Origin of the sequence: Sphingopyxis witflariensis, assembly GCF_002205635.1 — a bacterium.
Taxonomy (GTDB): Bacteria; Pseudomonadota; Alphaproteobacteria; order Sphingomonadales; family Sphingomonadaceae; genus Sphingopyxis; species Sphingopyxis witflariensis.
This window is the reverse complement of sequence record NZ_NISJ01000001.1, coordinates 630,976-644,454: the sequence shown is the minus strand read 5'-3', so window position 1 is coordinate 644,454 and position 13,479 is coordinate 630,976. Positions and strand designations below refer to the sequence as shown.

Genomic DNA, 13,479 nt, shown 5'->3' with positions numbered 1-13,479 from the left:
GCAACTGGCGCTCGTGTCAGGCGCGCCCAGCCTTCCAGTCGCGCTTGATCTTTTTTGCGAGGCTCCATTTGTGAACCTCGGTCGGGCCGTCATAGATGCGGAAGGCGCGAACCTCGCGGAACACCTGTTCGACGATCGTCTTGTCGGTGACCCCGGTGCCGCCCATCACCTGGACGCAGCGATCGGCGATCCGCATCAAGGCTTCGGACACCGCGACCTTCGCCATGGAGCTTTCAACCGTGCCGAGCGATCCGGTGTCGAGCACCGACGCGCACCAGTCGATCATCAATTCGGCCTGCTTCAGGTCGATCATATTCTCGGCGAGCATGAAGCCAACGCCTTCATGATCGATCAGAGCCTTGCCGAACGCCTCGCGGCGGTTGGCATAGTCGGTCGCAATCTCGTGCGCCCGGATACACGCGCCCAGCCAGCGCATGCAGTGCGACAGGCGGGCAGGCGAAAGGCGGACCTGCGCATAACGAAAGCCTTCGCCTGCCTCGCCCAGCATCTGGTCGGCGGGAATGCGCAAATTGTCGATGGTCAGCGTCGCATGGCCGCCGGGCATCGAGCTGTCGATCGTGTTGGGCACATCGTCGATGCGGATCGCGGGGTCGGGCAGGTCGACGAGAAACATGCACGCGCCCTGTTCGGACTTCGCCATCACAATGCCGACGCGTGCGCCCAATGCGCCGGTGATGAAGGTCTTGCGGCCGTTCACGACCCAATGATTGCCGTCGAGGTGGCATGTCGTTTTCATCATTGACGGGTCGGACCCGGCGCCGCCCTCTTCGGCGGGCTCGGTCATGAAGAAGGCCGAACGGACATGGCCTTCGACCATCGGCTTCAGGAAGCGCTCCTTGAGTTCCGGGCTCCCTTCCTTACCGAGCAAATACATATTGCCCTCATCCGGCGCCATCGTGTTGCAGGCGAGCGGGCCGAGCGGCGACAGGCCGCTCTTGATCAGCACCACTGCGGTTTCGCGCTGGTTGAGGTGATCGCCATCGCCCAGGATGTGCGGGGTCAGCACTCCGGCAGCGCGGGCATGCTCGCGCATTTCCATCACCAGTTCGTCGGTCGGCGCGCCATGATGGTCGCGGCGCGGATCTTTTTCATAGGGAACGACGGTTTCGCGGACGAAGGTTTCGACCTTGGCGGCGATCGCAAGTGCGCGGTCGGAAATCGTCATGCCGCCATCCTCGCGCCGCTCTGGTTGGTCTGGGGGGAGGCTGTTTTGCGGCGACCTGAGATCACGGACGATTCCTTTTTTCGTTGAACTTGTCTTGCCAATCAACCGGACGTTGACGTAAGCGTCAAGTTAAATCGAGCCCGAAGGCTTTAATGCCGTAGGGTCAGCATCGACAGGGAAGGACGTTTCATGGCTTTCAAGACGCGCATCACCGAAATGTTGGGTATCGAACATCCGATCGTGCAGGGCGGGATGCAGAGCGTCGGCTATGCCGAACTCGCGAGCGCGGTATCGAACGCTGGCGGCCTTGGCATCATCACCGCATTGACCCAGCCGACCCCCGAGGCGCTGCGCGAGGAAATCGAAAAATGCCGGTCGATGACCGACAAGCCGTTCGGCGTAAACATGACCGTCTTCCCGACAATCAACGCCCCCGATTACAAGGCCTATGCGCAGGCAATCATCGACGGTGGCATCAAGATTGTCGAAACCGCAGGCACCCCGGCAGTGCGTGAAATTTGGGAAATGCTGAAGCCGCACGGCGTCAAAATCCTCCACAAATGCACCGCGGTCCGCCACGCGCTGTCGGCCGAGCGCGCCGGCTGCGACATCATCTCGATCGACGGTTTCGAATGTGCGGGCCATCCGGGCGAGGATGATATCCCCGGCCTGATCCTGATCCCGGCGGCCGCCGACAAGGTCAAGATCCCGATGCTCGCCTCGGGCGGCTTCGGCGACGGCCGCGGCCTCGTCGCCGCACTCAGCCTCGGTGCCGAGGGCATCAACATGGGCACGCGTTTCTGCGCGACGGTCGAGGCGCCGATCCACGACAATGTGAAACAGGCCTATGTCGATAATGACGAACGCGGCAGTTTCCTGATTTTCCGCAGCCTCAAGAACACCGCCCGCGTCGGCAAGAGCGAAGTCAGCGAAGAAGTGGTGCGCCGCCTCGCAGTGCCCGACGCGACCTTCGCCGACGTCGCCGAACTGGTGAATGGCAAGGCAGGCCGTGAACTGCTCGAAACCGGTGACCTCACCAAGGGCGTGTTCTGGGCCGGGATGGTGCAAGGACTGATCCACGACATCCCGACCTGTCAGCAGTTGATCGACCGGATCGTCGCCGAAGCCGACGCGATCGTTGACCAGCGCCTTGCAGGCTTCCGCGCCTAAGCGCGGTGGCGCCGCACGCTTTGCGGGTTATTGTTTGCGGGTTATTGATTGAAGGCTGACGCAGCGCGTTAGCATTCGATCAATAACTCGATCTCTGGGCCTTCACATATCGAGCGTGTCGCGGAGCGGAAAACGCCGGGGATGCGTGCCTCCCTCCAAAGCATCGCCGCGCAATCAAAGCGACGCGTTTCGGGGGCTACCGGAACCGTGTCGGCGGTCACGCAGCCATAGACGTGGGTGTCGATCGATATTGTCTGAACGGGCAGTGGATCAACCATCGCCCGGGTCCGGTTTAGAGCCTCGTTCACCGAGAGCTTTTTAGCCATTGCGCTGCGCCAGTGCGGCAAGGTCGGCGGAATGGTTGATATTCTCGATCTCAGGATATCCGCCGATGGCAGTCGCGCCGACATGCGCCGCCCATCGTCGCACCGCGCGCGGCATGCCGTTGGCGAGATAGGCGATCAGGGCAGGGGCCAGATCGGTCGGCCAGCAGCCGATGATCGGACAGGATTCGGCGTAACAGGCCTCTTCTGAGCTGGCGAGTTCAGCGAGCAGCGCGGGCGGGATGTGCGGCGTGTCGCAGGGGACCGACAAAAGGTGCGAAAACCCGCGATTGGCGGCAATGGACAAGGCGCCGGCAAGCCCGCCGAGAGGGCCTAGGCCCGCCTCGGGCAGATCGGCAACGACCAGATGTTTCGGATGCTCGTGGCCGGAGACGAGCAACAGCTCGGCATAGGGCTCCAGCGCCGCGAGCGACCAGTCGATGAGCCGCCGCCCGCGATAAAGCGCCATGGCCTTGTCTTCACCGAAGCGTCGCGCCTGCCCACCCGCCAGCACCACCCCTGCCGCTCGTCTAATCACGGCTGCACAGCAAGAAATGCGTCGGGTCGCGCCAGGACGCGGAGCTGGAGCCCGGCCTCGCGTGCCCGATCGATCGCCAGCGCGGTCGGCGCCGAAATTGTGACCAGCATCGGGCAATCGGCAAGCGCTGCCTTCTCGACCAGCTCATAGGAACAGCGCGAGGTGAGCAGCGCAAAGCCGCCATCCCAATCCAGCCCCGCGCGGCGCATCGCGCCGATCAGCTTGTCGAACGCATTGTGGCGGCCGACATCCTCGCGGACGAGGCGGATGCTGCCGTCGGCCGCGACCAGCGCTGCGGCATGGACCGCACCAGTGCGAGCGTTGAGATGCTGATGGGCGCCGAGTGCACCCAGCGAATGAAATATCGCCGCTTCGTTTGCCACGCTTTCCGCGCTCACGCGCGGCAGCGGCCGCATTGCTTGTGCGATATTCTCGATCCCGCAGAGGCCGCACGACGAGTCCGAGGCGCGGTGACGGACGCGATCGAGCAGTCCGCGCGCCTGTTCGGCGGGCAGGGTGGCGCGCGCGACGATCCCGCCCTCGGCGGGGTGGAGTGCGACGGCGACGGTCGAATCGCTTCGTTGCTGCAGCCGCTCGGCGAGCAGAAATCCCGCGATCAGATCCTCCAGATCGGCCGGGGTCGCCATCAGCACTGCATAGCCGATGCCGTTGAACTCGAGCGCGATCGGTACTTCCTCGGCGAGCTCGCGCGCGACGGTTTCGCTCGCACCATCTTGTGCGATGCGCAACAGCGGGGTTGGTACTGCGGTCAAGGCTGGGCGATCCGCGCGATCGCCGCCGCCGCGATCGGCAACAGGGCGCCCGGGCGCTCGGCGGCGAGCTGCCCGATCCGGGCACGCATTGCGGGATCCCAGAAGCTACGGATATGATCGGCGACCATCACCTCGGCCCTCTCGCGCCCCTCGCTCGCCATGTTACGGGCAATCTGGTTCGCCATATAGATGAGCCGGTCGCCCGTTGACATCACGCCGTCTTCGTCATGCGCTATCGTCATTATTCGGCCGCTTCGACAGGAAGAATGCGGCGGCTTTGCCGCGCATGGTCTGCATAATCTTCCTGCCAGTCCGAGGGGCCGTTGGAGAGGCCAACCTGCACCGCGGTCACCTTATATTCGGGACAATTGGTGGCCCAGTCCGAATAGTCGGTGGTGATGACATTCGCCTGTGTGTCGGGGTGGTGGAAGGTCGTATAGACGACCCCCGGCGCGACGCGTTCGGTGATCAGCGCGCGCAGCGTCGTCTCGCCGGCGCGGCTGCGCAGACTAACCCAGTCACCTTCCTTGACGCCGCGATTCTCCGCGTCGTTCGGATGGATTTCCAGCCGGTCCTCAGGGTGCCAGGCGGTGTTCGCGGTGCGCCGCGTCTGCGCGCCGACGTTGTAGTGGCTGAGGATGCGGCCGGTGGTGAGCAGCAGCGGAAAGCGCGGCCCGGTCTTTTCGTCGGTCGGGACATAGTCGGTGACGACGAACTTGCCCTTGCCGCGCACGAAGCCGTCGATGTGCATCGTCGGTGTACCGTCGGGGGCGGCGTCATTGGCAGGCCATTGCAGCGAGCCTTCGGCGTCGAGCCGGTCGTAATGGACCCCTGTGAACGTTGGGGTCAGCGCGGCAATCTCGTCCATGATTTCGGACGGATGGGCATAGTCCCAACCGAGCCCCAGCGCATTGGCAACGAGCTGGACGATTTCCCAGTCGGCATGTCCATTGAGCGGGGCCATCACCTTGCGCACGCGCTGGATGCGGCGTTCGGCGTTGGTGAAGGTGCCGTCCTTTTCGAGGAAGGTCGAGCCCGGCAGGAAGACATGCGCGTAATTGGCGGTTTCGTTAAGGAACAGGTCCTGCACGACGACGCACTCCATCGCTGCAAGCCCCGCCGCGACATGGCGCGTATTGGGATCGGACTGGAGGATATCCTCACCCTGAATGAAGAGGCCCTTGAACGTCCCGTCGGTCGCGGCGTCGAGCATGTTGGGGATACGCAGCCCCGGTTCATGGTCGAGCTTTACGCCCCACGCGCTTTCGAACATCGCGCGCGCACCATCGTCGGAGACATGGCGATAGCCCGAAAATTCGTGCGGAAAGCTGCCCATGTCGCACGCGCCCTGGACATTATTCTGGCCGCGCAGCGGGTTCACGCCGACGCCCTCGCGTCCGATATTGCCGGTTGCCATAGCCAGATTGGCGATCGCCATCACGGTCGACGATCCCTGACTATGTTCGGTGACGCCGAGGCCATAATAGATCGCGGCATTCCCGCCGGTGGCATAGAGACGCGCGGCGGCGCGGACATCGGCCGGACGGACGCCGGTCAGCGGTTCGATCGCCTCGGGTGAGCGCGCGGCCTCCGACACGAAATCGGCCCAGTCCTGAAACTCGTCCCAGTCGCACCGCTCGCGAATGAAGGCCTCGTCATAGAGCTTCTCGGTCACCACGACATGCGCCATCGCGGTCAGCAAGGCGACATTGGTGCCGGGGCGCAGCGGCAGATGATGTTCGGCCTCGACGTGCGGAGACTTCACCAGATCGATCTGGCGTGGATCGATCACGATCAGCTTCGCCCCCTGCCGCAGCCTTTTCTTCATCCGGCTGCCGAAGACGGGGTGCGCATCGGTCGGGTTGGCGCCGATGACGAGGATGACGTCGGCGTGCATCACGCTATCGAAATCCTGCGTCCCGGCCGAAGTGCCGAAAGTCGTCTTCAACCCATAGCCGGTCGGTGAGTGACAAACGCGCGCGCAGGTATCGACATTGTTGTTGCCAAATCCTTGCCGAATCATCTTCTGGACGAGGAAGGTCTCCTCGTTGGTGCAGCGTGAGGAGGTGATGCCGCCAACCGAAAGGCGGCCATATTGTGCCTGAATACGGCGAAACTCGTTGGCAGTGTAAGCGATGGCCTCGTCCCAGCTCACCTCGCGCCACGGCTCGGTCACGCTCGCGCGGATCATGGGGTTCAGGATGCGGTCCTGATGCTGGGCATAGCCCCAGGCGAAGCGGCCCTTGACGCAGCTGTGGCCGCGGTTCGCCTTGCCGTCTTTCCATGGCACCATGCGGACCAGTTCTTCGCCGCGCATCTCGGCGCGGAAGGTGCAGCCGACGCCGCAATAGGCGCAGGTGGTGACGACCGCGCGGTCAGGGGTGCCAGTCTCGACCACCTTCTTCTCGATCAGGCTCGCGGTCGGGCAGGCTTGCACGCACGCGCCGCACGAGACGCATTCGGACGAAAGAAAGGCATCGTTCTGCGAAGCGGCAATCTTGGATCCGAAGCCCATGCCCTCGATCGTGAGCGCATATGTGCCCTGCACTTCGTCGCATGCGCGGACGCAGCGCGAGCAGACGATGCATTTCGACGGATCGAAATCGAAATAGGGGTTCGACTGATCCTTCGGCTGACCCATGTTGGTCGCGCCGTCATAGCCGTAGCGCACGTCGCGAAGCCCCACGGCGCCCGCCTGATCCTGCAATTCGCAATCGCCATTGGCGGCGCAGGTCAGGCAGTCGAGTGGGTGGTCGGAGATATAAAGCTCCATCACCCCGCGGCGCAGCTGTTTCAGCCGGTCGGTCTGGGTGTGCACCGTCATGCCTTCGGCAATCGGCGTCGTGCAGCTGGCGGGATAGCCCGCGCGCCCTTCGACCTCGACGAGGCAGAGGCGGCACGAACCGAAGCTCTCCAGATTGTCGCTCGCGCACAGCTTCGGGATCGCAGTGCCGGTCAGCGACGCCGCGCGCATGATCGACGTGCCCTCTGGCAGGGTGACGCTTTCGCCGTCGATCGTCAGCGTGATGTTGCGTCCCGTTGCGATGGCGGGCGGGGTGCCATGGTCGGTTTCGCGGGTGAAGCCCATGTCCTTACTCCGCTGCTTCGGTGACCGGCGCGGCGGCGCCGAAATCTTCAGGAAAATGATCGAGTGCGCTCAATACAGGATAGGGTGTGAACCCGCCCAGAGCACAAAGCGATCCATATTTCATCGTATCGCAAAGGTCGCGCAGAAGCGTGGTTTGCGCTTCGAGGCTGACGTCGATCCGGTCGGGTGCGCGTGAATAGAGCGCCTTACCGAGCGTGCCGTCATTTGTGGCGGCGCGAGCGGGTTCGGTTTCGCGCGCAGCAATAATCCGGTCGACGATCTCGACCCCGCGCGTCGATCCGATCCGGCACGGCGTGCATTTGCCGCAGCTTTCGACCGCGCAAAATTCCATCGCGAAGCGCGCCATATGCGCCATGTCGACGCTGTCGTCGAAGATGGTGATCCCGGCATGGCCGATCAGCCCGCCAGCTGCCGTGAAGGCTTCATAATCGAAGGGCAGATCGAACTTCGACGGCGGGAAATAGGCGCCCAATGGCCCGCCGACCTGTACCGCGCGTACCGGACGACCGCTCGCCGTGCCGCCGCCAATGTCGTTCACCAGTTCGCCGAGCGTGATCCCGAACCCAACCTCGAACAATCCGCCATGCCTCACATCGCCCGCCAGCTGGACGGGCATCGTCCCGCGCGAACGGCCGAAACCGACCTTCGCATAAGCATCCGCCCCTTCAGCGAGGATGAAGGGCACGGCGGCGAGGCTGAGCACATTGTTGATCACCGTCGGCTTGCCGAACAGCCCGGCGAGCGCTGGGAGGGGCGGCTTGGCGCGGACCTGCCCGCGCTTGCCCTCGATGCTGTCGAGCAACGCGGTTTCCTCGCCGCAGACATAGGCGCCGGCGCCAGCGCGCACTTCGAGCGTGAAGGGCGCGATCCGGTCCGCCGACAGCGCGATCGCGTCGCGCATCGTCTGGATCGCGAACGGATATTCGCTGCGGATATAGATATAGCCGTGGGTGGCCCCTACCGCGTGTGCGGCGATCGCCATGCCCTCGATCAGGCAAAAGGGATCGCCTTCCATCAGCATGCGGTCGGCAAAGGTTCCGCTGTCGCCTTCATCAGCGTTGCAGACAATATATTTGGTGCCGCCGGGCGCATCGAGCACCGTCTGCCACTTGATCCCGGTCGGGAAACCCGCGCCGCCGCGCCCTCGCAGACCGCTGGCCTTGAGCGTATCGACGACGGCCTGGGGTTCGGCGGCGCGCGCGATATCAAGGCCGGTCCAGCCGCCATGCGCGGCGTAATCGGCGAGGCTCAGCGGATCGACGATCCCGCAGCGGGCAAAGGTGAAGCGTTGCTGGGCGGCAAAGAAGGGGAGGGCCGCGACGTCGCCCAGCCGGTTCGGGTGGTTGCCGCCCAATATCCGCGCTGCGTCGTCGGGCGTCACCGGACCATAGCCAATACGGCCGCCCTCTGTTTCGACCTCAACCAGCGGTTCGATCGAAAACAGCCCGCGCGATCCGGTCCGCACAACCTCGCAGCCCGCGTCGGCAAAGGCGTGCGCGACCGCATCGGCGCCCAGCGCGACCGATGCCATGTCGCGACTGATGAAGACGCGAGTCATGCTGCTATCTCAATGGCGATGCGGTCGAGCGCCGCCGCATCGATCCGCGCGACCGGGCGACCGTCGACCATCGCATTGGGGCCGATCGCGCAAAGGCCGAGGCAATAGACGGGCTCCAGTGTCACTTGCCCGTCGCGGCGCGTCTCACCCATCGCGACCCCCAGTCGTTCAGCAGCGATGGCTTCGATCGCCGCGCCGCCGCGCGCCTGACAGCTTTCCGCGCGGCAGAGCTTCACGATATGGCGCCCCGCTGGCTGGCGGCGATAGTCGTGGTAGAAGGTCAGCACACCGTGGATATCGGCGCGGCTCAGGTTCAGCGCCGCCGCGATCGCCGGAACGAGTGCGTCATCGATATATCCTATCGCATCCTGCACATTGTGCAGCAGTGGCAACAACCGATCCCGCCCGGCACCTTCGCGGCCGACCCAGGCGTCGATCAACGCCTTTGCTTCATCCGATCCCATGAACGCCATCCTTTGCCGAAGAATGGCAGTGGCGCTCAACCATCCGCAGGTCAAATCGATCTGTTCGATGCTTGATAGATATTGCCTATCAATCGACGCGATAGCCTTCGGGCAGGCGCAAGTCGCGTGCGACGCCGAGTACGCTTTGCGCGAGCGGGCTCATCGGGGCGCGGTCGGACACGATCACACCAACCCGGTTTGCATCGCCCGTCTCGGGGAGAGGGGTGATCCGGGCCCAGTCGAGCCCCTGCAGCAGAAGCGCGTGATTGTCGGGCATGATCGAGCAGAGTTGCCCTTGCCGCACGATCGCGAGCAGCGCGATATAGCTATCGGCGGTGACGATTGGTCGCAGCGCAAGCCCGAGCGCTGCGAGCCGCGCGTCGAGGATGCGGCGGTTCTGCATACCCTGGTGCAGCAGGCACATCGGCAGCGCCGCGAGCTCGTGCCAATCGGGCCGCTCGGGCACCGCGATCCCGTCCTTCGCGCTCACCAGTCGGCTGCGTTCGCTGTAGAGCGGAACCGCCAGCGCATGGGCGGGCGGCTCGAAATCGAGATAGGTGATACCGGCGTCGAGTTCGAACGCCGCAAGTTCACGCTCGATCTGGCGCGACGTGAGGGCGCGGAGCTGAACATTCAGATCCGGGAAACGCGCACGGATTGCTTCGACCAGAAAACCCGTCGCGGGCATCGACGCCGGGATCGCGCCGAGCCGGAGTTCGCCCTTGAGCGGGCCGTGCGCGGTGCCCGCGACCTGTTCGAGCGCGTCGGCGGCGGCTACCAATTGCCGCGCCCACGGCAGGATGGCTTCGCCTTCCGGCGTCAATCCGGCATATTTCCTGTCGCGTGCGATCAGCCGTTTGCCGAGTTGCGCCTCCAGGGTCGCAATCCCCGCCGAGAGCGTCGGCTGCGAAACATGGCAGCTCGCTGCCGCCCGACCGAAATGCTTTTCGCGGTGCAGCGCGAGAAAATATTCTACGAGCCGAGTTTGCACGATATTTCTCCCTCAGCGCCGGTTCGTTGTGGGCATAGAGGCGCGGGAGGCCGACGTCTATCTGGCCGCAGCAGTGCGGCGGGCTGCTGGCGAGGCGCTGGCCATTCGGCTCACGATCGCACGATTCGACTCCGCAGAAGCAAGGCCCGGATATGGTGTCGGCCCGAACAATGTTTGTTCAGGCCGACGAAGATGGTTGCGGAAGCGCATTATTTGCCGAGAGTGGCGACCGTGACAATCCCCGATGCGCCGGATGTGCCGCCGATTGCCAAACTGCCCGTATTGATCGTCGCGCTATCGAACAGGGTCAGCGTACCGGAACCGCCATTACCAACATTGAAGTCAGTGCTTGTCCAGCGTGTCGTCGCGCCGGACACATTGGCTGCGCCTTGCTGGTCGACACTGAGTCCCAGGACGGTCGAGCCGCTGGTCATCGTCGCACCGTTCCTCAGGGTCAAGAGAGGTTCGATGGCGCTGCCGTTGCCGGCATTGCTGCTGATATTGATCGTCCCGGCCACGCCCGCCGTGCCGTCCAGCACCGGATCATTTCCCTGCTCGGTGATCCGGACATTGTCGATCGAGGTGGGCGCGGTTCCGCCCCAGTTCGTGCCATCGCCCCAATCCACGGTCGTGCCATTCCAGTTCAGATTGGCCGCAAGGGCAGGGTTGACGGCCAGAGCCGCCGAAACGGCAATCAGGCTGGCGGATCGATAGATATGGCTGATCATTTAACGTCCCTATATTTGCAGTGAGGTGGAGGGGGTGGTGCGGAATCCGGCCCGGTCACAACGCCGGGTTCCGTATCGGTGGAGCCAGGACGGTTTGAGCGCCATGTCCGCATCTTGGGGACCGTTGGCCGCCACGACGTCGTCGATGGACTTGTGTTCGCGAGTTTGCGGCGCGTTGGTCATCCGCCGATACGTGCCGTGCATGCCGTTAAGTGCCTGCAACGAAATGGGGCGGATCAGTGCGCGGAGATATGCGTTGGGCGCGCAGTCTTCGGGTCCGATGAAGCTGTCGGCCAGCTTCATCCGCTCGCTAGCGCCGCGATCCGGTGCCCCGCCGTTTTGCAGTTCGATGATATGCATGCTTCGCCCCCAGAACGATCGGCTATCATTAATCGGTCGGACGGTCAATAAACTATGCCCAGTATGAAAGAGGAGCGATGATTGTCGTCTGAATACTGATTCTGGTGGAAGGAAGGTGACCGGGCATCATGCGGCCAGTTTTAACGCCGCATTTCCTGCGGTGATCGCCGTGCCATCAATAAGGGCGCGCGGCGGAGAACGAAGCTGTCTGCTGAGGCACAACGAAACGGCCGCGACCTCGCCGTTATCAACAGACGTTTAGGCCTTATTCAGAGCGTGACGGGTGCGAGCCCAATCGGGGAGGGCGCCGGGTTCGGCTTCTGGGTGGGGTCCGAAGATGAGCGTGCGAACGACACTTGTCTTCGAGGGCGAACTCCTGATCCGGTTCAGGCAGGGCGATCCCTTGACCCAGAAGTAGCACATTCGCGGTTCCCTGTTGTCGCTAGGCTCCTGGCAATTCCGCAAGCTGCGCCGGCGTCACGACGAGTTCATCGCGATCCTTACGCTCGGAATAGCGATCGACGAGCTGGTCGGCATGGCCCCGCGTCAGCACCGTGAAGCGCACGAGCTCCTCGGCGACATCGACGATGCGATCATAATAGCTGGATGACAGCATGCGGCCAGCCTCGTCGAACTCGGCATAGGCCTTGGCGACGCTCGACTGATTGGGGATGGTGATCATCCGCATCCAGCGGCCGAGGATGCGCAGCGTGTTCACGCTGTTGAACGATTGCGATCCCGCTGACACCTGCATAACCGCAAGCGTGCGGCCTTGCGTGGGGCGAAGGCCCTTATAGGCGAGCGGCAGATGATCGATCTGCGCTTTCATGATTCCGGTGATCTGGCCATGCCGCTCGGGGCTGCACCAGACCTGGCCCTCCGACCAGAGCGAATGCTGGCGCAGTTCCTCGACCGCCGGATGGTCATCGTCGGCGATCAAGTCGGGAAGGGGCAGGTCGGACGGATCGAAGATGCGCGTCTCGCAGCCGAAGAGCTGTAGCAGCCGCGCCGCCTCCTCGACGACGAGCCGCGAATAGGAGCGTTCGCGTAAGGACCCGTAAAGCAGGAGGATACGCGGCGCCGGATCGAGCGGGCCAAGACCGAGCGCTGGCTGCGACCGGATATATTCGGGATTCAGCGCTGGAAGATGGTTCGGGTCGGCGAGCGTGCGCAAGCGGGAGAAGGTCGTGGCGGACATGATGTTCAATCTTTCGCGGGAGTAGTGGCTGGAAACCAGCGGCGGCCAAGCCATAAGGCGACGCTGACCAGCAGAATCAGCACCGGCACCTCGACAAGCGGACCGATGACGGCAGCGAAGGCGACGGGGGACGCAAGTCCGAAAGCGGCAATCGCGACGGCGATCGCCAGCTCGAAATTATTGCCCGCCGCGGTGAAGGCGACGGCGGTCGTGCGCGGATAATCGGCTTCGATCAGCTTGCCCATCCAGAAGCTGATTACAAACTGGACGACAAAATAGATGGTAAGCGGGATCGCGATCCGAACGACATCGCCTGGAATCGTGACGATCTCGCTCCCCTTCAGGCTGAACATCGCGACGATCGTGAAGAGCAAGGCGGCCAGCGTTATCGGCGCGATTGTTGGCAGGAAGCGCGTCTCGTACCATTCGTTGCCCTTGGCACCGGCGAGCCATTTGCGGGTGAGGAAACCAGCGAGGAACGGGATGCCGAGATAGATCAGCACCGCCTCGGCAACGGTCCAGAAGCTAACGTCGATGACGCTGCTCTCGAGCCCGAAGAGGGGCGGCAGCACAGTCAGAAAGAACCAGGCATAGACGCTGAAGAACAGGATCTGGAAGATCGAGTTGAACGCGACGAGCGCGGCGACATATTGATTGTCGCCCTTTGCAAGCTGGTTCCAGACGATCACCATCGCGATGCAGCGCGCGAGGCCGATGAGGATCAGGCCCGTCATATATTCGGGCCTGTCCGAGAGGAAAATCACCGCGAGCGCGAACATCAGCACCGGCCCTATGATCCAGTTCTGGATCAGCGAGATAGCGAGAACGCGCTTGTCCTCGAAGACTCGTGGGAGTTCCTCGTAGCGAACGCGCGCGAGCGGCGGGTACATCATCAGGATCAGGCCGATCGCGATCGGGATGTTGGTCGACCCCCAAGAGAGGCTGTCGATTGCGGCGGGAAGTCCTGCGAAGGTCGAGCCGAGCAACACGCCCAGCACCATTGCGAGGAAGATCCACAGGGTCAGATAGCGGTCAAGAAACGAAAGGCGCTCCGGCTTCGGTTGCGTCATCGAATCTCTCC

General features: G+C 63.5%; 14 protein-coding genes. 1 reads left to right on the top strand and 13 read right to left on the bottom strand.

Annotated elements, in window-relative coordinates:
* Positions 1–16 precede the first annotated feature (16 nt).
* Positions 17–1,186: an acyl-CoA dehydrogenase family protein gene (locus tag CDQ91_RS03045; RefSeq protein WP_088471194.1), complete on the bottom strand. Its 1,170-nt coding sequence runs from the start codon at positions 1,184–1,186 to the stop codon at positions 17–19.
* Positions 1,187–1,375: 189 nt separating this feature from the next.
* Here CDQ91_RS03045 and CDQ91_RS03040 point away from each other — a divergent pair, with 189 nt between their 5' ends.
* Positions 1,376–2,356 (top strand): NAD(P)H-dependent flavin oxidoreductase, encoded by a 981-nt coding sequence (locus tag CDQ91_RS03040; RefSeq protein WP_088471193.1) that lies wholly within the window; start codon positions 1,376–1,378, stop codon positions 2,354–2,356.
* 68 nt (positions 2,357–2,424) lie between these two features.
* Here CDQ91_RS03040 and CDQ91_RS20930 read toward each other — a convergent pair whose 3' ends face one another.
* From CDQ91_RS20930 to arsB, 12 genes are all read right to left on the bottom strand, one after another.
* Positions 2,425–2,682 (bottom strand): hypothetical protein, encoded by a 258-nt coding sequence (locus CDQ91_RS20930; protein ID WP_144036672.1) that lies wholly within the window; start codon positions 2,680–2,682, stop codon positions 2,425–2,427.
* On the bottom strand, positions 2,675–3,193 hold the full coding sequence (gene mobA / locus CDQ91_RS03035; protein ID WP_272897604.1) for a molybdenum cofactor guanylyltransferase: 519 nt from the start codon (positions 3,191–3,193) through the stop codon (positions 2,675–2,677). Before mobA ends, CDQ91_RS20930 begins: the two co-directional genes overlap by 8 nt.
* A gap of 20 nt (positions 3,194–3,213) precedes the next feature.
* Complete coding sequence (locus CDQ91_RS03030) at positions 3,214–3,990, bottom strand: formate dehydrogenase accessory sulfurtransferase FdhD (RefSeq protein WP_088471191.1); 777 nt, start codon at positions 3,988–3,990, stop codon at positions 3,214–3,216.
* Positions 3,987–4,232 (bottom strand): formate dehydrogenase subunit delta, encoded by a 246-nt coding sequence (locus tag CDQ91_RS03025; protein ID WP_088471190.1) that lies wholly within the window; start codon positions 4,230–4,232, stop codon positions 3,987–3,989. The genes CDQ91_RS03030 and CDQ91_RS03025 overlap by 4 nt, the downstream gene beginning before the upstream one ends.
* Positions 4,232–7,078 (bottom strand): formate dehydrogenase subunit alpha, encoded by a 2,847-nt coding sequence (fdhF, locus tag CDQ91_RS03020; protein WP_088471189.1) that lies wholly within the window; start codon positions 7,076–7,078, stop codon positions 4,232–4,234. The genes CDQ91_RS03025 and fdhF overlap by 1 nt, the downstream gene beginning before the upstream one ends.
* A gap of 4 nt (positions 7,079–7,082) precedes the next feature.
* The gene (locus CDQ91_RS03015) at positions 7,083–8,657 is read right to left on the bottom strand and encodes an NADH-ubiquinone oxidoreductase-F iron-sulfur binding region domain-containing protein (RefSeq protein WP_088471188.1); all 1,575 of its coding nucleotides are present in this window, start codon (positions 8,655–8,657) and stop codon (positions 7,083–7,085) included.
* Positions 8,654–9,121 (bottom strand): formate dehydrogenase subunit gamma, encoded by a 468-nt coding sequence (locus CDQ91_RS03010; protein WP_088471428.1) that lies wholly within the window; start codon positions 9,119–9,121, stop codon positions 8,654–8,656. Before CDQ91_RS03010 ends, CDQ91_RS03015 begins: the two co-directional genes overlap by 4 nt.
* Positions 9,122–9,209: 88 nt before the next feature.
* Complete coding sequence (locus tag CDQ91_RS03005) at positions 9,210–10,112, bottom strand: LysR family transcriptional regulator (RefSeq protein WP_088471187.1); 903 nt, start codon at positions 10,110–10,112, stop codon at positions 9,210–9,212.
* 209 nt (positions 10,113–10,321) lie between these two features.
* A complete protein-coding gene (locus CDQ91_RS03000; RefSeq protein WP_088471186.1) occupies positions 10,322–10,840 on the bottom strand; it encodes a hypothetical protein in 519 nt (172 codons plus the stop codon).
* Between the two features lie 9 nt (positions 10,841–10,849).
* Complete coding sequence (locus CDQ91_RS02995) at positions 10,850–11,200, bottom strand: hypothetical protein (protein WP_088471185.1); 351 nt, start codon at positions 11,198–11,200, stop codon at positions 10,850–10,852.
* Between the two features lie 442 nt (positions 11,201–11,642).
* Positions 11,643–12,398, bottom strand: a complete 756-nt coding sequence (arsH, locus tag CDQ91_RS02990) for an arsenical resistance protein ArsH (protein WP_088471427.1) — start codon at positions 12,396–12,398, stop codon at positions 11,643–11,645.
* 5 nt (positions 12,399–12,403) lie between these two features.
* Positions 12,404–13,468 (bottom strand): ACR3 family arsenite efflux transporter, encoded by a 1,065-nt coding sequence (gene arsB / locus CDQ91_RS02985; protein ID WP_088471184.1) that lies wholly within the window; start codon positions 13,466–13,468, stop codon positions 12,404–12,406.
* Positions 13,469–13,479: the final 11 nt, after the last annotated feature.